The 21577-nt window shown below is 38.4% G+C and carries 23 protein-coding genes; all 23 read right to left on the bottom strand.

Annotated features, from left to right (window positions below; all coding sequences use genetic code 11):
- Positions 1–9: 9 nt before the first annotated feature.
- Positions 10–345 (bottom strand): hypothetical protein, encoded by a 336-nt coding sequence (locus LDB27_RS14855; protein ID WP_001192450.1) that lies wholly within the window; start codon positions 343–345, stop codon positions 10–12.
- A 1-nt stretch (position 346) separates the two neighbouring features.
- Positions 347–916 (bottom strand): hypothetical protein, encoded by a 570-nt coding sequence (locus LDB27_RS14860; RefSeq protein ID WP_001107525.1) that lies wholly within the window; start codon positions 914–916, stop codon positions 347–349.
- On the bottom strand, positions 916–1347 hold the full coding sequence (locus LDB27_RS14865) for a hypothetical protein (protein ID WP_000263509.1): 432 nt from the start codon (positions 1345–1347) through the stop codon (positions 916–918). Before LDB27_RS14865 ends, LDB27_RS14860 begins: the two co-directional genes overlap by 1 nt.
- 1 nt (position 1348) lies before the next feature.
- A complete protein-coding gene (locus tag LDB27_RS14870; RefSeq protein ID WP_000364297.1) occupies positions 1349–1801 on the bottom strand; it encodes a glycoside hydrolase family protein in 453 nt (150 codons plus the stop codon).
- Positions 1801–2064: a hypothetical protein gene (locus LDB27_RS14875; protein WP_000455003.1), complete on the bottom strand. Its 264-nt coding sequence runs from the start codon at positions 2062–2064 to the stop codon at positions 1801–1803. Before LDB27_RS14875 ends, LDB27_RS14870 begins: the two co-directional genes overlap by 1 nt.
- A 33-nt stretch (positions 2065–2097) precedes the next feature.
- On the bottom strand, positions 2098–2754 hold the full coding sequence (locus tag LDB27_RS14880; RefSeq protein ID WP_000718760.1) for a hypothetical protein: 657 nt from the start codon (positions 2752–2754) through the stop codon (positions 2098–2100).
- A gap of 9 nt (positions 2755–2763) precedes the next feature.
- Positions 2764–3060 (bottom strand): hypothetical protein, encoded by a 297-nt coding sequence (locus LDB27_RS14885; RefSeq protein ID WP_033904751.1) that lies wholly within the window; start codon positions 3058–3060, stop codon positions 2764–2766.
- A 12-nt stretch (positions 3061–3072) separates the two neighbouring features.
- The gene (locus tag LDB27_RS14890) at positions 3073–6276 is read right to left on the bottom strand and encodes a fibronectin type III domain-containing protein (protein ID WP_000534918.1); all 3204 of its coding nucleotides are present in this window, start codon (positions 6274–6276) and stop codon (positions 3073–3075) included.
- Positions 6277–6278: 2 nt separating this feature from the next.
- Positions 6279–6674: a DUF6950 family protein gene (locus LDB27_RS14895; protein ID WP_001009734.1), complete on the bottom strand. Its 396-nt coding sequence runs from the start codon at positions 6672–6674 to the stop codon at positions 6279–6281.
- A complete protein-coding gene (locus LDB27_RS14900) occupies positions 6674–7297 on the bottom strand; it encodes a hypothetical protein (RefSeq protein ID WP_000991131.1) in 624 nt (207 codons plus the stop codon). Before LDB27_RS14900 ends, LDB27_RS14895 begins: the two co-directional genes overlap by 1 nt.
- Positions 7297–7863, bottom strand: coding sequence for a hypothetical protein (locus tag LDB27_RS14905; protein WP_000002330.1), 567 nt, complete (start codon positions 7861–7863; stop codon positions 7297–7299). Before LDB27_RS14905 ends, LDB27_RS14900 begins: the two co-directional genes overlap by 1 nt.
- 68 nt (positions 7864–7931) lie before the next feature.
- Entirely contained in the window at positions 7932–10154 is a 2223-nt protein-coding gene (locus tag LDB27_RS14910) for a hypothetical protein (protein WP_000101572.1), read from the bottom strand.
- The gene (locus LDB27_RS14915; protein ID WP_223152474.1) at positions 10138–10398 is read right to left on the bottom strand and encodes a hypothetical protein; all 261 of its coding nucleotides are present in this window, start codon (positions 10396–10398) and stop codon (positions 10138–10140) included. The genes LDB27_RS14910 and LDB27_RS14915 overlap by 17 nt, the downstream gene beginning before the upstream one ends.
- Positions 10399–10538: 140 nt before the next feature.
- Positions 10539–10838 carry a hypothetical protein gene (locus tag LDB27_RS14920; protein ID WP_001053108.1) on the bottom strand — a complete coding sequence of 100 codons (300 nt, stop codon included), beginning with the start codon at positions 10836–10838 and terminating at the stop codon, positions 10539–10541.
- Between the two features lie 57 nt (positions 10839–10895).
- The gene (locus tag LDB27_RS14925; protein ID WP_000224410.1) at positions 10896–11369 is read right to left on the bottom strand and encodes a phage tail tube protein; all 474 of its coding nucleotides are present in this window, start codon (positions 11367–11369) and stop codon (positions 10896–10898) included.
- A gap of 59 nt (positions 11370–11428) precedes the next feature.
- Positions 11429–14233: a tail fiber domain-containing protein gene (locus LDB27_RS14930; protein WP_001749692.1), complete on the bottom strand. Its 2805-nt coding sequence runs from the start codon at positions 14231–14233 to the stop codon at positions 11429–11431.
- A gap of 12 nt (positions 14234–14245) precedes the next feature.
- On the bottom strand, positions 14246–14647 hold the full coding sequence (locus LDB27_RS14935) for a hypothetical protein (protein WP_001054520.1): 402 nt from the start codon (positions 14645–14647) through the stop codon (positions 14246–14248).
- 5 nt (positions 14648–14652) lie between these two features.
- On the bottom strand, positions 14653–14976 hold the full coding sequence (locus LDB27_RS14940) for a hypothetical protein (RefSeq protein ID WP_001201093.1): 324 nt from the start codon (positions 14974–14976) through the stop codon (positions 14653–14655).
- A 4-nt stretch (positions 14977–14980) separates the two neighbouring features.
- A complete protein-coding gene (locus LDB27_RS14945) occupies positions 14981–16921 on the bottom strand; it encodes an HK97 family phage prohead protease (protein WP_000031283.1) in 1941 nt (646 codons plus the stop codon).
- Positions 16869–18401 carry a phage portal protein gene (locus tag LDB27_RS14950; protein WP_000264270.1) on the bottom strand — a complete coding sequence of 511 codons (1533 nt, stop codon included), beginning with the start codon at positions 18399–18401 and terminating at the stop codon, positions 16869–16871. Before LDB27_RS14950 ends, LDB27_RS14945 begins: the two co-directional genes overlap by 53 nt.
- Positions 18401–18919 carry a hypothetical protein gene (locus tag LDB27_RS14955; protein WP_000124480.1) on the bottom strand — a complete coding sequence of 173 codons (519 nt, stop codon included), beginning with the start codon at positions 18917–18919 and terminating at the stop codon, positions 18401–18403. Before LDB27_RS14955 ends, LDB27_RS14950 begins: the two co-directional genes overlap by 1 nt.
- A 12-nt stretch (positions 18920–18931) precedes the next feature.
- Positions 18932–20923: a terminase gpA endonuclease subunit gene (locus tag LDB27_RS14960; RefSeq protein WP_001537313.1), complete on the bottom strand. Its 1992-nt coding sequence runs from the start codon at positions 20921–20923 to the stop codon at positions 18932–18934.
- The gene (locus LDB27_RS14965; protein ID WP_001094742.1) at positions 20823–21365 is read right to left on the bottom strand and encodes a hypothetical protein; all 543 of its coding nucleotides are present in this window, start codon (positions 21363–21365) and stop codon (positions 20823–20825) included. The genes LDB27_RS14960 and LDB27_RS14965 overlap by 101 nt, the downstream gene beginning before the upstream one ends.
- Positions 21366–21577: the final 212 nt, after the last annotated feature.

The raw sequence follows: 21577 nt of genomic DNA on the forward strand, positions 1-21577 counted from the left end.
CCATTTTCCTTATTCGATGATACCTACTACCATTAACCAAATATAAGTACCTTTTACGAATGCCTTTTCATTCGAAAGTACAACCACGTGAATAGAAGTATCACGTAATGACCATTCGATAATTTCACCTACTTCACCTAGCTGTGGACGTTCGAAAGCAATATTCATAATGCTATCTACTTTGTCATTATATGGATGTGCTTTGAGAATCTTTTTAAGTTTCTTATTACCCATCAATGCACGTGGAAACGGTAGACTATTCATAATAGGCGTAACGTTATCTACTAGAATGTATGGTGTTTGTGTGTCGTAATGTTGGCTCATTTGGTTAATTGCTGTCTGCATCTTATTTTTTCCTTATGCTATATTCTCCACGCATATTATTAATTACTTTCAATATACGGCTATCTGCTTCCTTATAGAAATCAAAAATTATTTTACGTGTCTTAGTGTCTTTGGTCGCAATTACGCGATCTTTCTTTTTGCGTGTATCTACGATACGTTTAACGCCCTTTGATTCGACTACCTTATATTTACCACTCTTAAGATTAGATTTTAGTCCCGTAATGTTACCTTGCTTTGTTAGTTTGGTCTTACTGGTAGGAATAAACTTATCTAAACTTTCTTGTTTTACTAATGATCCGTATAGGTATTGGGCTTGTATGTCTTTTACCTGAATAGTACAGGTAACGCCCGTTACACGTTTATTGAAGAAATATAACATTGCATTGCCCGTAAATGGCACTACACCACCTGCGGCGGCATTGTTGATACCCGTCTGTAGTTCCTTGCTAATGTCTCGCATCTTTACGATCATTTCATTGCGGAAATCATTATTAAAATTCTTCCCTTCTTTGTTTAAGTACTTCTGTACTGCTTGTGTGTTTTTGACACGAATTAAATTATTTTTTGCCATTAAAAACACTCCATAATACGGCGTATAACGTCCAGTTGTAATCCCTTGTCTTTACGTAGTTTGGTCTTTGCCATAATCGCTTTATTCAAGCAATCGTAACGCGTACCGTATAACGCAATCAATGCAGTCTCTACTAACGTCGCTTCGGTATTACTGGCAAAACACCATAGAATATGTTTTGTATGGTGTTCGCCATTGTCTATACGTTGTTGTACTGTCTTAGAGCTACTGGAATATGTTTTCCAATCGGACTCATTTAGTACGGTACTTCCCTTTATTTTCTTTGCATCTTTGATACGTCGAAAAATCTGTTTAAAACCGAAATAAAAACTACCATCGTCTGGGAACTGAATTACATAAACAAATGCACTATAGTTACCGTCTGTTACTTCGCTTATATCCCAATCATCCTTGAAAAACATATCCCACATATTAGCCCTTAGTTACGTAACTAATCATTTCATTCACTCTATTGGGTGTCTGTCTGTACCAGTTACTATTTTTAAATTCTGCAATGGCGTCGTTATAACGCCCATCACGTAACGCCTGTAAAGCTTTTTTAAAGCCACGCGTTTTAGTTAGTCCCACTTGAAACAACATCATGATCATAAAGTCATGCCATCGACTAACGGAAGGTAGATTAAGATTTAAAGTACGGTAATCATTTTCCGCAATTGCAATATCTTTAATTAGCAATGCTTCGGCTTCTTCGTCCGTTAGTCCATTGGGAAATGATTCACCCTTTTTAATTAGGTGTCCGTATCCAATTGTTGGATAACCCAAATGATCTTTATAAACTTGAAAGCGTCCATTTCGGTAATAACCGATATACTTTTGATACTCTTTAGTACCTTCGAATATTTTTAATTGTGTGATTAAGTCCATTAAATCTTCCTTTCTAAAACCTCTAAGATAGTTTTAATTTGTGCTAGCTCTACCTTAATATCGCTAATTTCCTTAACTACTAACTTAAGTTCTAAAATATCGTCTTCGATAGTCTCCGTCCGTTGTTCCAATAATTTTAATTTGGATTCAATCATACCGATCCTATGTTCGTAGCGTTTGACGCCCGAAAAAGTCCAATTGGTAAACTTACCAATTAGCCCAATTACGGTGGCGGCAAGTGCTCCAATTGCTAACCATTCCATTTATATTTCCTTTTTATTATTAGTTACTTTTATTTAGTAACCCGTTACACTTGCTAGGGCAATTCTGATACCATTATTCCCCATTGCTTGAGTATAGTTTTTTTGGTTTCGGTTTATATATTGCAGGGTAAAAGATTGTGCATTGTTTCGCCTAATCAATATTCCTGAATATCCCGCTACCGTTCCATCGTCCGAAATATTGCCGGGACACTGAGAAACGCAAAACCACGGATTAGGAAAGCTAGTATTTAATGTAATTGCGGTTCCTAGATCGTGTCCGGCAGGCACATTAAAGAAATCTTGTATACGGGGCATAGTACCGGCACTTGCGGCACTCCATACCAATTGACCGCTTGCATTGAATACGTCCAAATATCCCGACTGTAGCGGCGTTGTATTACTGGAAATCATAAATCTTGCTCGGTCTTGTTCGTATAATTCTGCTCCTGGAAAACAGTAAGTACCATCTACTAGAAGTTGGCACCAGCGAATACCTTCTTTAGTAGGCCATTGATTAAGACCAGTAAAACCCAATGTTTGACCGTTGCCGATACTGTTATTACCGAAAATATAATATCCAACGTCAATTAAACGCTGCATTCCTAATACCTGACTAGTAACAATAGATTTATTGGTACTATCAATTGTTAATGCACCACGTGCATTAAATGCCTGAAAGCCTGCGGCCATAATTCCCCCTTATTCGAAAGTGTATATATCAATTATTAATGTTTGTGCATAGACTCCACTGACTGGCAAATATTGCACGACAAATGAATCATTATAGGGAATACAATAAAAATCATTTGAATTATAAGTTTGTCGGACGATTGCTAACCATCCAGTGGGACGCATACCGCCCCACCCAACATTCCATGATGTAGTAGTTCCTGTACCAATTCCTAATGTAGTAGTCCCTACATAACGCATATTATAATCTGTGAGATCTGCGACCAATACACCGCTAGCATTCCAGCACTGTAAACCACTTGCCATAATTTAAACTCCTTACCATAAGCCCATTCTTACGCGTAGTGTTCCGTTCTGGTCGAATATCTGAATCAAGTTATTATTGATTGTCATACGTCCAGTACCGCCACTACCGTTAATGTACATTTCGCCGTTTTTGCCTATATACCATCCTGATTGTTGCCATACATAGTTATTACTATAAATTTCGTTCCCGATTTTCGCGTTTGTAATTTCGCCATCTATAATCTTGGCACTGTTAATACTGGCATTTGCAATCTTAGAGTTAGTAACACTTAGATCGGAAATATAAGCTGTACCTATACTACCTTGCTGGATCATTGCCGTTTTTAGATAAGTAGTACCATTGATTAATGCAAATGGTGCTTGTCCTCCTACAGTCGCGGTATCCGATCCACTGATAACAAATTTATCGGCGGCAAAATAGATTGCACTGTTATTACTTGCACCTTCGGACGCTACTAGACGAATACCCGCTACAGTACCGTTAGCCTGCACTGAAAGGCTGTATTGTGCGTCTACTGTACCTTTATCTGCCTTTGTAATTAGTTGTTGGTTTACGCTGGCTTGGTTCCCGTCTACGGTCGATTTGATTTGTGTAATTTGCTGTGCTGTGGCTTCTTCGTTCTTGACGATGGTTTGATTTAGTTCGGTGATCTTTGCCGTTACGTCATTGTCGATAGTATTTTGTAGTACCGCAATCTTTGTATTGGTATATTCATTACTTTCATTAACTGCATTCGAAAGAATATCATCTAGACGATTATTTAAATCAAGAATATCGTTAATATCGGCTGCATCTTCTTCGGTAAATTGATACTTACTATTGATACTAATTGTTTGTTCGGCAGTATATTGTATGTTATCCATGCCAAATACATCGAAAAAGCCCATCTTAACTTTATATTCACCGTCGGGAATATTTGGAATACTATCGAATTCTGGTTTATTGGAAATGTACTGAGTATTTACTAAACCACTTGTTAATTGAATAACTGCACCTGCATAGTCGCGTTCGTCCGATTGTTTCCAACTACAGAATAAGTTCCCGAATCCACCTGCAATAGTAAAGCCAGTGGCTAATTTACATTGCTTATTTTCTACGGTAATTTTAACTTCTGGTGAGTATGTACCTGTACTATATCCCTGTGCAATTACACCTAACGTTGGTTTACGAATCTTTGTTTCGTTTAGTGCAAGTGTTAGATTAAATGCATTGGTAGGTGAATAGAAAGATTTAATATATGCTTCACCGTCATATAGACGAATCTCATAGTATTTTAAGTACTCACTAAATGGACGCCCATTAATAACTAGATTGCTTTGATCGTCCCATGCGATGTTAAAATCTGGTGCATCGGTTACATAGGCCGATTCTGTACTATTCGAAAGTTTGATACCCGTTACGGCAGGTAATGCAAAATCATATTGTGGAATTAAACCATCTACCGTTACTTTACTACTTACGAATCCTAAGTTGTTATAGGCCGCTACTGCAAAGTCGTATTTCTGGTCAGACTGTAGACTATATAGAGCGTAGCTTATTTCGTACTTGGTCGTAGTTCCTGCAAACGTCCACGCATTGTTACCAGATTTGCGGTAGTAGATGTAATAGCCACGTAAATTACCATCGGGGCTAGCTGTCCACGTTAGATCTACAATGTTCCCGCTTACAACGTTCCCACGGCGAACTACTTCTAGATTGCTTGGCGGTAGTACACCAATCACGCTACTAATAGATCCGTCTGGTGTCCAAATACCGGGATCTTTGCCGTCATAAATGCCGTCATTGGTCTGGACGCATACTAGATTGATAAAACCTAATGTATCTTGTGCTGTGCTAATTTCTTTACTTACTATTCGGTACTTTCCGCTAATATCAAATTCTTTAACATTAATATCTACGCAATCCCATACCTGTAGATCCCATGCATCGGGAGTAGTAAAGGTAATGGTATTTTGTGCGTACTTCATTTTAAGTAATTCACGGTTTGCCAAAAATGCTAACTGCGATTGGTCATAGATCCATGTAAAATCTAGTGCCTGTGTAATTACTCTACCGTCGCTTCTAATTACATCGTCATTGCTAATGTCACTTGGAAAACGTACTACATCATTTCCGTAGTTATTACCTACGGCAGTATATTTTGCATCGATTGTATTGGCATAGTCCGTGTTACCACTGGTTGTTACTTTCAATGATCCCGTAATATTGGTTTCGTCGAATGTATGTACTGAAAGTGATTTACGATCCGCACCACAACAAATTTTACCTGCATTGATATAAAGCAATCCGCTAAACGTCTGTAGAATGGCTTCGATAGTTTGTTTATAGGTATCGTTATAGGACATGTTGCCATTGCTATAAAATTCCATATCCTTACAATACTGTGCCGTAGTACGGAAACTATCTAGATCAATTAATGCAGGGTCTAAGCCCATTCCCCAAAGTGTATTTGTCAATAGTTCATAGATCTGTGACGGGGGATTACTGGACGCTTTACGGGTCATATCGGTAAGGTCAGTAATCATTAGTCCTTTCATTTCAACTTTCATAATATAGTTGTCATTGACTAAAATACTGTCTTCCAATGAATCTTGGGTTTTCTTGATAACGCAACTAATACTAACTACGCCATCGCCACGAAAATTATTATTCCAGCGAGATCCGGCATATTCCATTGGTAGGGATTTACTATTACTATATGATCCCCCAAAACGTACTTCCAATTGTAAGTACTTTTGATATTTTGCAACAATAGATTCGGTTGCTACGCGTCCATCGGCTTTAATTGGATTTACTAGTACAGGTTCATCGTCAATATAAATCTGTTCGATCCATTTTTCAGTACCGCCCAATGCTACTACGTGTTCGGTGAAAAGATATTGTGATTCTGAATCCTTGACGTTGTACCACGGTACGACCGTACCGCACATAATAAAGCTACCATTGCTTACGCCGTTCTTGTGGGGCAATTCACCACCCAATAGAACGGGTAGACCTGTTACGGGACTTGTACTGCGGCTTACGCTCGTTGCTGCGTCGTCATAGCCCGTAGTACCCAATTGTGCCAATGCACTAGATGCAACAAAACTTAGTGCACCTGCGGCTGCACCCCATGCGGCAGCGGCATAGAGTGATGCACCGCCCGTATACGCTGCTGCGAATACTGCGACCGCCGTAATAATGGCTCCGAAAATTCCACCACCTTTACTACCCATAATTATTTCCTTATTCTGTAATACTTCCCGTGATCCTTCAGGGGAATTAATTTAAATTGTGTATGTTCATCATTTACGCCAATCAAGCGATTACTAAAAACCACTGCCATTAGTAAGGGGTTTTCAGTATCTAGCCAAATATCACCATCGATTGGGTGTTTTGTTTCATCGGCATATTGTTTAATAATTTCTTGTGTACTTTTAAAACCTAATTCATTTAATTGTCGTACACCGTCAATTACGGAATTGTAGTTAGCTACTTCTGCCCAATCTGTACCATGCTTTAGATCAAGTACACGTAGGCATAGAATATTGCAATCATTGCTACCGAAACGATATTCTTTATTAAGTGAGTTTTCGCATATTTCATATAGTTCATTACTGTTTTTAAAATTCATTATTTGTACTTCCATGTTTGACCACTATTAACTACGCCCAATAGGGACATAATTTGATCGCCCGGAAAATAAGATTGATAGACACTATTTGCACATAGTGTACGGGTCTGTAGGTCTAGTTGTTTATATACACTATTTAACTGTACTGTTAATTCATTCTTTTCATTCATTGGATCGGCTTCGGCTTCGATGTAATCGATAAAGCCCGAATACATTAGATCGTAGTCCAGTACATCGCCCGTAGCGGGGTTAAGAATCGCAAGATAGATATTTACTTTCGCATCTTTAAACGCCCCGCCCAATGCAAGAATACGTGTAGTATTGGAAACATTACTGATCTTGAAATTAATATTTGTATTGGTAATTTGTTTTTCTTCGGTAAATGATGGTAATGAATCGGTGATTAAGTCGGGAAAAGGTACATATAAAGTACCACCTAGCGTTACTTCCCCTAGTCCATCTGTCCAGTGAATAGAATCAATTGCCTTTGGAATAACGTCGAAACATTTAACATGTATACCCATAGAAAGTACTTCTGTTAATGTTAGTTGTTTTTTATTGCCACCTCTAAAAACATTCCAATATTCCAATAGATCGGGATTGGTAAAAACTCCTGCATTCATTAGCGTACAACCTCCGTACATTTAAAAGTAATTGCTACTAGATTCGTTACGGGCATTTGAAAATCGTTATCTACGTCTAGACGTGCTTCAATTACAAGGCCATTGTAGAAAACTGTTTCATTGGCTTGAATATTGGCCTGTAGTGCGGGAAAAATAGAAACTTCTGTACCTGTATTGGCTACGATCTGGTAAATCTTTTTATGATTACCAAATTGAATCATCGTTCCTACTTCAAGTTGTTGTGCCGATGCCGTAGTAAATTTATATACACCACGTTTTACATCATTTTTTACACTTACTGCACCTGTTTGTTTTCCTTTATAGGTCGATAGGTGTCCCAATGGAATAGTAAACAGCTTGCCCTGTGAATACTCCGCAATAAATGCAAGAACTTCCTGTCTATCGCGTTGGTTGAAATTAAGTGTGAAATTAAATGTATACCACTGTACGCCCGTACTACGTTGAATAAGTGCACCCGTCCACGATTGATTACTATATTGTGGTGATTTACTCGATAACGTAAAGTCCGATAATTTAATATTATTTGAAAATGTTAAGTTTGCCATATTTTAAACCTCATTGATTTATAGATATATTTAGGGAATAAAAAACGGGAGCAATGCCCCCGTTATTATTATGTACTTCTCTTTTGTGCGTCTCGTACTGCTTGATTTACTGATTGACTATGTTTCTTCAACATTTCATTAAATTTAGCGTCATCGTCGCCTATACTGCCTTGTACAATCAATGGTGCGTAGATCGTAGTATCGCCACCATAATTATTACTACCGGAATTGTTATCTAAAAATTCAGTTAGTTTTTTGTTGGCTTCTGGCTGTACTACGCGTTCACCTGCTTTTAGTACAAATGATTTATTATCCATCGACGGATCTAGACTATCTACCCCGCCGTGGAATTGTCCACTGATGTTAGTACCACGTGCTGTACTAATTAGCTGTGCACCCATACCCAATATTTGACCGTATGCGGCAATATTTGCGGGGAATGGCGTAGCAAGTGCTTCGGATAGTGCTACCTGCATATTCATCATAATTTGTGCCATATTGATCCCTTTCTGGATCGCAAAGGCTGCGGCAGCGGCTTTATTACCTTCACCAAATACACCTGCAAGTACATTACCCATATCACCAGCGGCAGTAGCTAATATATTCATCTGTGCGTTGGTGTTTTGCTGTGCAATCTGCATTGCCTGTGCTGCATAACGTGCCTGTATATCGGCCTTACGTTTTTCAAAGTCTTCTGTACTTTGTAATAGATTGGCATTTAACTGTAGTTCTAATTCTTCACGTTTTTTATTTTCTTCCAATAGCTTTTGTGTATTGTCATAGGCAAAAGGATTATCACCATTTAAACGCTGTGCTTGTTGGTCAGATAAAAAATTAGATTGGGTTTTATTAATACCCATACCAGATATATTAACTTGGTCTTTTAAATCTTGATTGGGGTCAGTATATCCAATCATGCTATCGATTAATTCAGTACGTGCACGTGCACCGGACTTTCTAGCACGATCTAGTAATGCTTCAATTTCGGATGCAGTTTTACCTACAGTCTTTGCAGTAGTTTCGATTGTCTTCAATAGTTCGTTTTGTTGGCGGTCGAATACCTGTAGGCGTTGTTCTCCGGCGTTCTCTGCTACTTGCGACAATGCCACTTCTAACGCTCTCTCGGCCTGTATACGCTTCGCTGCTGCTTGTTTGGCTGCGGCCTCGGCTTTACGTGCTGCGGCTTCCTGTGCTTTCTTAGCGGCTGCTGCGGCCTTCTCTGCTTCCTGTTTAGCACCCCATCCACTTTTTGGATCTGCTGTACCAGTATTACGGGGGTTAGTTTTCCATTTACCCTTATTGGCTTCATATCCTGCACGTGAAGCATTTACGAAATCATATTCATTTGATCCGGCAATAAATGCAGAATCTAATGAATCTTTACCTAACAATTTCTTTAGAAAGTCTGGAATAGCACCTTTACCACCCAATACGAAATTATCTGCACCACGGTATAGCATTTGCATAAAATCGCTTCCCGTCCAATCCTTATTAACCAATTCATAAAGATCATTAAATTCCTTTATAACTGGTGTCATGAAGTCATAGAGATACGATTGCCCCGTTCTGGTTGCACTCTGCAAATTATCGTCAAATTTCTGGAATGCTGCGGCGGTATCTTCACTGATAATTACAGATTCATTATTAATCTTATTCCATGCTTCTTGACTATTGGCACTTTCATTAAGTACTGATACTAGGCGGCTAGCATCACTACCCATACTTTCTAATAAGAATGTAATTTCGCCCGTAGTCCTTCCTGCATCTTTCAATTTATAGAAAGTATCGATTACGGCTTTAATACCACCATCGGCTTGATTTAGGTATTTGGTAAAATCATTAATATCCAATCCTACGGATTTAATATCATCGGAAATAGCACCACCATTTGCAAATGCATCGCCCAATTTATCTAAGGTATCTTGGTTTATATCTGCTAGTTTCTCGGCATTAACACCAGTACGATAGAATGCCTTATCAAGTTTCTGTAACTCGGTAACGGTCAATCCGCTTTGCATACTTAATTGATTAAGTTGTCTTACGTTGTCATTTAGTTTTATTGCCAATCCAGCTAATGCAGTACCAGCTACACCCACTGCACCTACAATACCAACGAAACCACCACTAATACGGCCTAAACCACTTGCAATAGAATCGGCAGCACCACCAATTGATCCACCCGCTTTTTTACCAAATTTACCTATAGAATCTTCGGCTTGATTTAGTTTCTTTTGCAAGCCAGTAGTATCACCGTCAACCTCTACTATAATTCTTTCATTTTTTCTTGCCATTTTTGCCCTCATTGCTTATTTGACGTTTGATCATATCGCCAATAGATTTAATATTATTGCGACTGTTTTCTATTTCTTGTTCTTCCCTTTTTAATGCTTTTTCTCGCATTGTTAACGAAACATCACTTAGAAGATCTGCGAAATCCCAATCACTAACCTTTGCTTTTTTACGTGCTTCGGGGGTTATTGATTGGGAAGTCATTAAGAGTAAGTTACAAAGATTTGCGTACTTGATCATTTCCATTCTTGCCCCGTTTGGCTCTATTAAGGTGTCGTATATATAAAGGGCATTAAAAATATCAGGGTCAATGGTGTCTATTTCTTCTAGGGATAGTCCACGCTTATGTAGCATCTTTAATGTAAAGCGTAGCTGTGAGTCCGTTCTTATTTTTTTTCGGTAGAATCTACTTCGTCTTCGGTAGAAATTAGGGCAAGTACCTTAATGTAAATTTCATTGGCGAGCACTTGATCAATCTCCGAAACATTAATTAGATCGTTATCATCTTCTAGTGCAAAAATAGGTTTACCGTTTTCATCCTTAACACAATAAACTAGAACGGCTTCTAGGGTAGTACAATTACTTGCATCTTTAATTGATGGACGATGAATATATACCGTGAATCCGTCAATTTTAGTTTCATGTAGTTTTGGTTTTAATGCTTGTTTTAGTGCCTGTAGATTCATATCTTTCTCCATTTAAAAAAATTGGGGGAGTACTTATACTTCCCCCATCGCTTTTATTTATGGTGTTGGTACTACTGTTACTTTAGATTCAATCGGGCCACCATCGACGGCTAGAACGAAATCACGTGTTACTACTTGGTCTTTATCACCACTAGTTACGGAAGAAGAAACGAAAGCTACGTAGGTAATACTATATGATTGGGTATGCGTTGCATCTTCATAATAAGTAATACGGAATTGTGCACGTTGTTGGTTTTCTTCTAGTTCCAATAGTTTTTGGTGAATCTTATTATCGGGTAGGTAGTTAACGGTTAGCGTAATATCTGGTACGGATTTAGTACCCAATAGTTTACGGTTATATGCGTTATTATAAGTAACTACATCGATTACTACGTTTTCCGCACCAACGGTAGGGAATGCACCAATTTCTGGAATTTCTTCGAAATCAGTAGCGGGGGTTTTAGATCCTGGGGTATGTGTGCCTACTTCTACAGTAAGGTTAGCACCTGCAAAAATATCCATAGTTGCCATTTTATATATTTCCTTATATAAGTTAATTTAAGTACGGAAAGCATATCCGTACTTTATATTTATTTATTGTCCAAAAGTTTCTGTACTAATTCTTTTAGTTCATCGATTTGTTTTTGTTGTTCCTCAAGTTTGGTTATCTTTTCGTCCATTTCCTTGAAGGCTTGAACAAGAAGTGCCGTTATTCCGGCATAGTCAACTGAATAGAATCTTTCCTCTTCACGAAGTGGAGTACCATCTTGTGTTGGCCCCGGTAAATCAACATATTTAGTAAAAGAACCACTTGCTTCTGGTAATACATCTCTTACTTCTTGAGCTATAACACCAGCATGTGGCATACCATTTTCCTTCAATGTATAAGTATATCCACCAATAGCTCTCACTCTATCTATAGCATTACTAATAACCTCGATATTTTCTTTTAGATCTCTATCGGATGCCTGATTAAATGCCGATGCATTTACAACACCATTTACATCGAGCTGTTTAGATAGATCTCTGTTTACTTGTCCGTAAAATATCCATCCATCTTCTACAGTTCCGAACTCAGTTACACTACGTCTACCATCAGGATTGCCAAATGTGTAATAATATGGAGTTGCCGTACCATCAACAAGCATAGTTCCGTGTCGAGTGTGAAGCTTTCTAACGCTATGCGGGCCGAAATACAAATCATTGGAAAGGATGTTAACAACACCCCAAAGAGATCCGTTTTCATCCCACTGCAAATACGAGTTCCTGTTATTTTCTAGGTTTCCAGTGCGAAGGGTAGTCTTTAGCACACCGTCTTGAAATTCATTATAAAGTTGCGTAAGACCTTTTGGATTATTGTTTTGTATGTTATAAAGTTCAAGATGACCGCTAAACCCAGTATCATATTGTGTTAATTTCAAGTCTCGCAATTGAACATTATCATTCTCACGAACAATTTTAAACCATCCATGCGGCCATTGACCATTTGTAAGCACAATGATGTACATGATATTTGCTGCCGACGTTGCTTCTACAACTCCGAATTCTGGTTTTCCTTCTTGATTCCTTAGATGTATCTTAAAATTATAAGTCCACCAACCATGACCGTCGGCGGGCTTATTAATTACATTTTCTCCAGATGAGAAAAATCCTGATTCATTGTTTTCTATAAACCAACCAAGAATATTAGTTCCATCAGGAATTATTTTATAAGCTGCTGGGATATTAAGATTTAATCTGGCGTCTTTTTTATTTGTTGCACCAGTACCACCGGCAACAATCTTTAATGGTTCCCATGTTCCAGTATCATCACGCCAAGTTCCCCAATCACCGTTAGGTCTGATAGTGATACGATAAGGATTTTGCCCACTAGATGGATATATCATAGTTTCGGATGGCGACTGTTTAAATCTGTCTAAACCAATGTTTTGTTTTACAGTATCAACGTCCGCTACATCACTTAGGTTATTTGATACCTGCAAGTACTTTGCATCGTTCTCGATTGTACTGTTAATACCTAAATTAGTACGTGCCTTTGCAACGTTCGATAGATCGCTTAGGTTTGCACTGATCTTTAGCTGTGGGTCGTCTGTAACGCTTCCTAAGCCTACATCGGCCTTAGATACGGTTACATTAGAGTCTAGGGCGTGTCCGTTGACTGTGGTTGTTTTAGGGACGTATGTAGCATCGCTTTCGGCCTTGCTATAAACACTAATATTGGTACGTGCTGCGGCTGCGTCGGATACATCACTTAGGTTATTTGATACCTGCAAGTACTTTGCATCGTTTTCGATTGTACTGTTAATACCTAGATTAGTACGTGCCGTTGCAACGTCCTTAACATCGGATAGATTATTTTCTACTTGTAAGTACTTTGCATCATTTTCAAGAGTACTATTAATTCCTAAATTGGTACGGGCAATTGCAGTATCGACAATATCACTTAGATTATTTGCAGCCTGTAGAAATTTAGCATCCGTTTCCGATTGGCTATATACTTCCAATTTCTGGCGAGCTACTACAACGTTAGTTAATTCACTTAAGTTATTCGGGCCGATCATGAATTTATTATCAGTTTCGGATTTACTGTATACGCTTAAATTACTACGTGCTGATTCAAAGTTAGTTAAATCGCTTAGGTTATTGGACTTAATTAGATAACGTGTATCGGCTTCACCACTGGTATATAGACGTGTCCACGGCGTAGTAGCATTACGTGCATATAAACGTAGGTCGCCCGTTGTTGTCATCATGATATTGGTGTTTTCTGCTTGTTGATCTACTAGTTCAATACCCATTAGATCTACACCACTTGGGTTATCAATATCGGATGCAGAAATTTTTACAAAGGCGTTGCCCGTTGCTTGATCTGGTTGATATTGCGGATAGTCTATACTACCGTCCGATCCTACGCCGAAATCACCACGGCGTAATACTGGGGGAATATCACGGGGTGCATAGCTAATTACTTCGGTAGGTACAAAATCGTAGGTCATAGTAACTACAGAATCTTTATCACCATTTAGCATACGACTACCTAGTACACCATTTAGCATTACACTTTCTAAACGTCCGGCTTCGTTATTTTCATTGACAAAAATAGTAATTTGGAATTCTTCTTGGTTATCGTATTTTTTATCTAAGTACTCATGCGTTGGATCGGTAGGAATATAATTAACTACTAGCGTCACATTATCTACGGTTTTCTGTCCTTCGATGGCATTGCTATATTCATCATTATATGTTTCGATCTTCTGTACTTCGGTTCCCATACTAAAAGATGGGTATGCGGCTAACTCGTTAATCTGAATATTACCACCAGTAATTACGGCTCTATTTCCCGTATCATCGTTGTAATATACCTTAACGTCTTTACCGTTAAAAATGTCTGCCATAAATTTATTTCCTTATCTGGTTTTCTCTATTGCTTCAATATTTATTGTGAAAACAATAGAACTACTTCCTGTAGTTTTATCCGTTACCAATGTACTGTTACCGAAATTAACCCATAGAACGGTTATACCAGCGGCTTTAAAAACTGGTGCATAGTTACTATTAAAGTACGTTACAATCTCGTCGTAGCTTGATAGCGGCTGTTTCTGACCTGTATATGGGCTAACTAGGAATTGCATATCGAATTGCCCCTTTAGGCGGCTATTCCCTGCATAGTTTGCGGATTCTAATTGATAGTCATATGTGACAAGGGAAAATACATCACGTTGACGGCCTGTAGTTAGGCTTGGTGTGACGGGCTGGATATTTTCAAGTACTTCTATCGTTTTTGCCTTGATCTTTTCGGTAAGATTCATTTTTATTACTCCATGCGGAAATAATAATTAATCATCCCGCTTAAATCGTTTTCAATGTTATAAATGGTATAGGTATTTAGTGGGCTTGGTATTACTTCGGCCTGTGCATCGTCAATTACTAATGAAACTTGACTACCTAAAACAATATCTTCTTGTTTCTTTGCAGTGAAATATAATTCTGTACTTTCTATTAGTCCGTCCGATCCATCAATGACAATGGGGCGAGATTCCACGATCCCGCGAAAGCCCGCCCCATTAGAGATTAGAATTATATTTTGACTGAAAGCATTTAAGAAAATATCCTGCTGGATACTATTAAATGCTCTCATAATATTACGCTTTAACTTTTAGTTGAATTACAGATTCTGGATGTTTCTGTACAATATCAAGATAATGATAGTTACGGAATACTGTAGTTAGTGAACTACGGTAAGTAGTGGTATCCACATCTAGAGTACTTCCAATCCAGTTAGCAATAGTAACGAATGAGAAATTACCCATTAGAATAGTATCATCTGCTACGAAAGTGCTAACGATTAGCGGCATTTCTTCACACAACCATTGGCTATCTGAAAAACGCATCCCTTGAGCAAGTGCAACACCAGCTACGTTAGATAGGAATGCAGTTTGACGTAGACGTGCATACATTTGTGGGGAAACAATTGCAACACATTCACGGCTGCGGATATTTGCTTCTAGAAGTTTTTGTAGTGCTGCTTCAATATCTGCATCGGATAGAGTGCCGGAAGCGGCAGTTTCCATTTTAGTAGCAGTTGCTTCTACTTCTGCAATTACTTCTTTTTCTAGGGAGTTAGCAACGTTTTCAAGTAGTGCACGTTGTACCCATGTACCAATATCTGGGCTAGATAGCATTAGAGATTTAGTTACGGGAATTGCACCAGCAAATAGACGTGGCTTTAGAACTACGTTATCAAAATTAGCTACGGTTTCTGCAATTGCTTCACCTTCGTTATAGAATTTAAAGCTAGCTTTATCATCTAGGGAAGTTAGGCGAGGAATGGTAAATTCACGGTTATTCATGCCAGTTAGCACTTCTAGACCTAGACGGCCTAAAATAGATTCTGCTAGTAGTGGGCGAATAAAATCATCTGAATATTCAGTTTGAATTGCACCTGCTGCTGTGACGGTAGTAGTGTTTGCACGTGCTAGTGCGAATTCACCTTCTGCGATTGCATAACCACGTGATCCCATTTCTAGATCATTTAGTGCATTGTGATCGCCTTTTGCAAATTCTACTAGTGCGTCGATAGTACGTTTTTGTTTCATCTTATTATCATCCTTAACGTTAAGATTTTTATTTGATTTTTCTTTTTGTGTTTCAATTCCACGTTTGAAATCTTCTACACTCACATTTGTATTTATTGCTTCGCTCGGATCTACTTCAAATACTTTTGCAATAGATTCAATTTCGCGAATTCTTTCTTTATTTAGTTGTTCGGCTTTTGCGTCTTCAATTGCCTGTAGTTGTTTGCGTACTTCTTCTAGCTCGCTTTCAACTTCAATAGTACGTTGAGCTACTTTTAAAGCGTCCTTTGCTTCCTGTAGCTGGCGTTCTACTTCTAGTTCTACTTCTACTTCTGGTACTACAATTTCTTCTACAGATTCTTCGGCTTTAGTTTCTGTTTCTGCTTCTACGGTTTCTTCTACTGGTTCTAGTACGGCTTCTTGCTCTACTGGTTCCTGTACTTCTTGAATATCCTTTTCATCCATTTTTAAATAATCCTTATAGGCGTTGTTTTCTTCTGTATTTAGTGATCGACCTACGCCTACAGAATCGTCGGCAGGTACAGACACGAAACTAATTTCATATGGCTGTACTCGCGTAACGATTAAGTTATTACCTTCGAAATAGTAATCTAGGATGTTATATCCAAATGAAATCTTAGTTAGTACGGCTTCCTGTACTTGTTTATATTTCTGGTCGGCAAATGTTCCGGTACTGAATCGTACTAATGCACGTCCTACGCGGTCTTCGTCGATACGGGCGTTTTCTACTACACCGATTAACCAATCCATATTATGGTTATATAGAAGTGCACCGCCGTTATTTAGTCGCGATAGATCTACATTGTCGGGAGTAGTTAGAATAATTTCGTTATATAGAGTACCGTCAATATCGCGTACTACTGGTTCTTCACTCATGAATGCAATTTCAACGGTACGTGTACTATCATCAATTGCATTACTGATTTGTGTTACATTAATTTCCCTCGTCTGGGGTTTGATTAGTTTCGGTTTCGCTTCCTTGCTCATCCTGTTTTACTTCCTGTAATTGTGCGTCCTCTTTTTCTTTTGCAATTTGGGCTAATACTACGGCGGGATCTCTACCAGACTCTGCAATAATTTCGGCTTTACTTGCTAATCCTGCATCTAGCATCATTACGGCATACTGTGCATCTTTTAGCGGATCTAAACTAACGGGACGTTGTGTATGATATTGTGCTTCTAGAAGTGCATTAAAATCACTAAACTTTAATCCCATCTCATTACTATTATTTAGTAATTCTTGACGCAACCATAAACGATATAACGGTTTAAGTACTTTTACTTTTAATAGATTTGTACGGGATGCATATGTATTTTGTTGAATCTTGTCACTTAGACGGCTTGCCGAATAACTAGCCGATGAAGTATCGCCCGTTAATGTTTGGCGGGTAATTCCTAGTCCCATAGAAATTAGTGTCATTTGTTGATCTACATACTCACTAATACCGTCAGTAGCGGCCTTTGGGCTGAAATCTTTTAGGCGTTGTCCTGGCTGTAGTTCTACAAGTGCCCCCGGTTCTAAGGCTTCGTTATCGAAATAGTTTGGTGTTCCATCGTCTAGGGAAATATCATCACTTTCGGATGCATCATTTTCGATAAAGCCCATTACCGCCGATCCTACTTTCTTAGTAACTAGACTTGCTTCTAGGAAACTATCTAATTCACTTAGTAATGGTTCGGCACATACTAGATCGGGTATTCCGCGTTCTTGGTTACATTGAAATTCTTGTTGAAAATAATGAAGTATTTCGCTTGCGTCTACGCGTTCGGGGTTTGCATAATCATAGCTATAGGTAATTGGATTATAACGCATGAAATAGTACGCAATAGGTTTACCATCTTTATATTCAATGCCGTTTGAAATATAGTGACCGTCGGCAAATAACATATTGTTATTGGTCGGGCAACGGATACCATTGATTAATTCAATTTTAATATTGCCATTGATATTATGAATACGAATGAAAATTTCACCGCCGATAGCTCGTTCTTTTTCTACAAGGTTTTGGAATGTACTAAAATCTAGTACACCATTAATATCAAAACGGTCGGGATTGTCGCACCAGTCATAGAAACGTGATTCTAGTTCCTGACTGATTCGGATGTTTTCTTGTTCGTCTTCGTATAGATGTACATCGGGACGAACATAGATACCCTGACTACCTACTACGCCGCTAGCGGTTTCGGTAAAGTACTTTTTAGCAATTGGGTTATTAATGCTTAAGTCACGGCTAGCTATTACCATTGACGCTAGACTACGGTTAATTAGTCCGTTTACATCGGCAGTTACGAAACTTGCCCCTAGTCCTAGTGCCGTGTCGATTGCCTGTTTTGTTGTCATTGCCGATCCCAATGATCGTTTGAAAGTAGGATTTTTGATTAGACGTTCTTTTGTACGAATATCACCTTTAATTGTCGGTACTTCCTTTTTGGTTTTTGGTTCGGCTTTTTTATTCTTAAACCACATTAAAATTTATATCCTCTATTGAAACGACTAATAGACTTAATCGGATTATTGGGATTGGTCTTATTAATCTTGGCTAATTCTGCATTGATTCTTTTTACGTATGCCGCACGAATGGCATAGAGTGAGCTTAGAGATTCACTAATCAATGTTTTGTTATTTATAGTAGTTTGTAGAATGCCACCACCAGTTAGACGTGATTCTATTACGGCGTCAATGTCTTTGAGAATTCCCATTAACTGGTTATAGTTATTTGCAATGTTCGTAGGGTCAACGATCTGGAAATGTTCTACCGATTGATTACCGTCTTTGATAATTACGGTTGCCATACCTTCTACCCATGTAGCGGTACTAACTGGATCATATGGATATGCATATGATTCTTTATTTCCATTGGGTAGAATAATTTCAATACTAGATCCTTCGGGGAATGCTGGCATTACGTCCTCACCGATATAAATTGCAGATTTAAAATCTACTGGTCTGGCGTTCTGTGCTTTCGTACTTCTGCTTCTTGCCATTTGTATTTTTCCTTATTTAAATTTATAACTACGTCCACCAGCAATAAAACTAGTACGCCTTCTTTTATTTATTGGTTGTGTAGTTGCTTTAGTATTTATTGGTTGTGGTTGTGTATCTTCGGTATCGATGTTACTAAAATCTATATCGTTGTCGAATTCAGATTGTACTTTACGTAATTGATTGGCGTTATATATTCGTAGTTCCTTAAATGGATGTGCACCCAATCGACTTAGTACCCACTTGACGCTAATTAATGCGTAGTTCAATGTATCTAACATTTCGTTACGGTCATTATTTGATTTGGTTCTTTTTTCCCATACGTAATTACCGCCCCTGAATACTCTACGTTCACTAGTTAACTGAATAAAATAATCGTCCGGTAGATCGCCACTGAAATAAATGTTATTGGCAAAGTTTTCATGCTCGGCACTAACAGATTGTGAAATCAATTTGGCTATATAGTTTTTACCTTCATTGACGTTTAGTAGAATAAATTCTTTACCTGCTGTTTTAGATTTGCGGAATAGTTCGGTGTGTGGTTGTCCACTACCTTTAACTGCCGTTAATATCTTCTCGCCATTCTGTCGATATTGACCGCATACGCGATATACCGTAGAAGTTGCGTTACCGTTACCACTATCGATAAATGCAGCAAAGCGGCGTAGGGGTTTGCCGTTCATTGTCTTGAATGGGTACTTAAGGAATTGTACTAACTCTTTATATGCAGGTGATTCTACTTTCGTCGTATCGATTGCCGAAAAGGTTCTATGATCTAGTACATATATCTTTTTCTCATTGTCCGTAATACCGATTGTAGTACATTCCAATCTATCTAATTGTTGGTCAATTCCCACAAATAACCCTAAACAATCGTCCGGTATTTTTTTAATATTGATTGAATAGTCGCGTTGGTTTTCTAATAGTGTTAGATCAATTTGTTTATTGTGTTCATCTTCATATGGTAGTCCTAGACTAAGGTTATAGAATGATCGTAGGTCAAAGTTATAATGTGCGTCGGCAAAGTCTTGTACTATTTTCTTAATCGTAGTTAGTGGTGAATAAAGGCGGCTAATCTGAAATCCTACCACGTCCGTAATTTCTGGTCGGTCTGCTTTCCAATATCCCTTTGTTACGGCTCGGTTTCGTTCTACGTCTGTTATTGCGTGGTTGCAGTGTGGACAATGTAACTTTGCCGTTTCGGGGTCGGCTCGCTTGCGTCGTCCGTTATCGACAATTACCCAATCGAATTTTACATTCTTCCATTCTAGGGTGTGGTACTCGCCACAATGGGGACACGGTACATAGAAATGACGTTGATCACTTTTATTAAATTCAACCATTACGGGATCGTCGGGCGTGACGGGCGTACTACTCATCATTATTAGACTGTCGGCAAATGTAGTTGCACGTTGTTCTACCAATGCAATCGGGTCGCCCTCGTCGGTTTCTGTGGCTCCTGATATTTCATCTAAGAATAAGTACTTTGCCGTTACACTACGTAGCTGTGAAGGTGCACCCAATGACGCATAGTAGATCATCGTCCCGTCGCGGCATTCTGTTTGATACTGGTCGTTTGTACTAGTCTTATCGGTTTTCTTTGTTACTAGTTCCTGTAGTGTAGGACTTGCTTTAATTCCTTGTTCGAAATTACCTGTTTTAAATTTCTTTAGCATTTGTCCCGTAATTGATGCATGTAGCATATTGGCGGGATTATTTGCCATTAGATAATAGCTGGCGTTTACTAATGTAGAAGTCTTAAGTAATTGTGCACTTGATACTAAAACAACTTTTCGTACTTTTGGATTTATAATAGTGTCTAGTGGTTCTTTCTGAAATTCAAATAAGGTAGTACGATTACCACGTAAGGGGCCGGAAATAAAGTAGGTGTTTTCTTCTACCCATTTACTCGGCTTTATTTTTCTTGGTGGCTTTAGTGCTTCGTTTCCTGCTCGTAGTATCTTCTGTAGTTTGTTCTGTAGGTGTAGGTGTAAATCCTTCTTCATATTTCATCGTTCCTAATTCTAATAGTACCTCATCGATTTTTGTACTTAATAAGTTTTTCATTGCTAACGGATCATCGGCAATTTCGGCAAGTTGCAAATATACATTCAGGGGAATATTTCTAATTGCTGTTTTAAGCTGTAAGCAATATTTTGCTAGTTCGCCGGCAACGTCATTTACTAGTACCATTTCGCCACTAGCTTTCATTGTGTCTATTTCTTGTTGGTCGGCTCTTGCACGTGTTAGGCGTATTTCTTCCTGCATCTTTTCGGCCTTTAATGCGGGGTCGCCTTTTCTCATGGGATTAATTTTATTTGTTACAATCCAGTTATTGATCTGATTCTCAGGCCATGTAAGATCTAATCCCTCGTCTTGCCAGCGGCTAATCTGCGATAGTTCATAGCCGTAGCGGTCTTGGATTGTTTTAAGACTTAATGTATTCATTTTTTATTCACTCTTTATTCATTTCGCGTTGATTGATAAAAACTATCGCGATGTTCGTTTGTGAGCGTTTATGCTCGAATTTGATTATTTAACTTTCAAAAACTTTCGTATTAAAGTTACAACGGGCGGCGGAAACTCTCGATTTTCCTAAATCACGAGGGAGAACCTATATATTTTGATTTGTCAATATCTATTTTGAACATTTCGTGCCA

This window comes from Salmonella sp. JXY0409-18, from assembly GCF_020268625.1.
Lineage (GTDB): Bacteria > Pseudomonadota > Gammaproteobacteria > Enterobacterales > Enterobacteriaceae > Salmonella > Salmonella enterica.

Excerpts from the sequence above, each read along its gene's own strand:
- LDB27_RS14855 (WP_001192450.1), bottom strand. The coding sequence starts at position 345 with ATGCAGACAGCAATTAACCAAATGAGCCAACATTACGACACACAAACA.
- LDB27_RS14860 (WP_001107525.1), bottom strand. The coding sequence starts at position 916 with ATGGCAAAAAATAATTTAATTCGTGTCAAAAACACACAAGCAGTACAG.
- LDB27_RS14865 (WP_000263509.1), bottom strand. The coding sequence starts at position 1,347 with ATGTGGGATATGTTTTTCAAGGATGATTGGGATATAAGCGAAGTAACA.
- LDB27_RS14870 (WP_000364297.1), bottom strand. The coding sequence starts at position 1,801 with ATGGACTTAATCACACAATTAAAAATATTCGAAGGTACTAAAGAGTAT.
- LDB27_RS14875 (WP_000455003.1), bottom strand. The coding sequence starts at position 2,064 with ATGGAATGGTTAGCAATTGGAGCACTTGCCGCCACCGTAATTGGGCTA.
- LDB27_RS14880 (WP_000718760.1), bottom strand. The coding sequence starts at position 2,754 with ATGGCCGCAGGCTTTCAGGCATTTAATGCACGTGGTGCATTAACAATT.
- LDB27_RS14885 (WP_033904751.1), bottom strand. The coding sequence starts at position 3,060 with ATGGCAAGTGGTTTACAGTGCTGGAATGCTAGCGGTGTATTGGTCGCA.
- LDB27_RS14890 (WP_000534918.1), bottom strand. The coding sequence starts at position 6,276 with ATGGGTAGTAAAGGTGGTGGAATTTTCGGAGCCATTATTACGGCGGTC.
- LDB27_RS14895 (WP_001009734.1), bottom strand. The coding sequence starts at position 6,674 with ATGAATTTTAAAAACAGTAATGAACTATATGAAATATGCGAAAACTCA.
- LDB27_RS14900 (WP_000991131.1), bottom strand. The coding sequence starts at position 7,297 with ATGAATGCAGGAGTTTTTACCAATCCCGATCTATTGGAATATTGGAAT.
- LDB27_RS14905 (WP_000002330.1), bottom strand. The coding sequence starts at position 7,863 with ATGGCAAACTTAACATTTTCAAATAATATTAAATTATCGGACTTTACG.
- LDB27_RS14910 (WP_000101572.1), bottom strand. The coding sequence starts at position 10,154 with ATGGCAAGAAAAAATGAAAGAATTATAGTAGAGGTTGACGGTGATACT.
- LDB27_RS14915 (WP_223152474.1), bottom strand. The coding sequence starts at position 10,398 with ATGGAAATGATCAAGTACGCAAATCTTTGTAACTTACTCTTAATGACT.
- LDB27_RS14920 (WP_001053108.1), bottom strand. The coding sequence starts at position 10,838 with ATGAATCTACAGGCACTAAAACAAGCATTAAAACCAAAACTACATGAA.
- LDB27_RS14925 (WP_000224410.1), bottom strand. The coding sequence starts at position 11,369 with ATGGCAACTATGGATATTTTTGCAGGTGCTAACCTTACTGTAGAAGTA.
- LDB27_RS14930 (WP_001749692.1), bottom strand. The coding sequence starts at position 14,233 with ATGGCAGACATTTTTAACGGTAAAGACGTTAAGGTATATTACAACGAT.
- LDB27_RS14935 (WP_001054520.1), bottom strand. The coding sequence starts at position 14,647 with ATGAATCTTACCGAAAAGATCAAGGCAAAAACGATAGAAGTACTTGAA.
- LDB27_RS14940 (WP_001201093.1), bottom strand. The coding sequence starts at position 14,976 with ATGAGAGCATTTAATAGTATCCAGCAGGATATTTTCTTAAATGCTTTC.
- LDB27_RS14945 (WP_000031283.1), bottom strand. The coding sequence starts at position 16,921 with ATGAGCAAGGAAGCGAAACCGAAACTAATCAAACCCCAGACGAGGGAA.
- LDB27_RS14950 (WP_000264270.1), bottom strand. The coding sequence starts at position 18,401 with ATGTGGTTTAAGAATAAAAAAGCCGAACCAAAAACCAAAAAGGAAGTA.
- LDB27_RS14955 (WP_000124480.1), bottom strand. The coding sequence starts at position 18,919 with ATGGCAAGAAGCAGAAGTACGAAAGCACAGAACGCCAGACCAGTAGAT.
- LDB27_RS14960 (WP_001537313.1), bottom strand. The coding sequence starts at position 20,923 with ATGAAGAAGGATTTACACCTACACCTACAGAACAAACTACAGAAGATA.
- LDB27_RS14965 (WP_001094742.1), bottom strand. The coding sequence starts at position 21,365 with ATGAATACATTAAGTCTTAAAACAATCCAAGACCGCTACGGCTATGAA.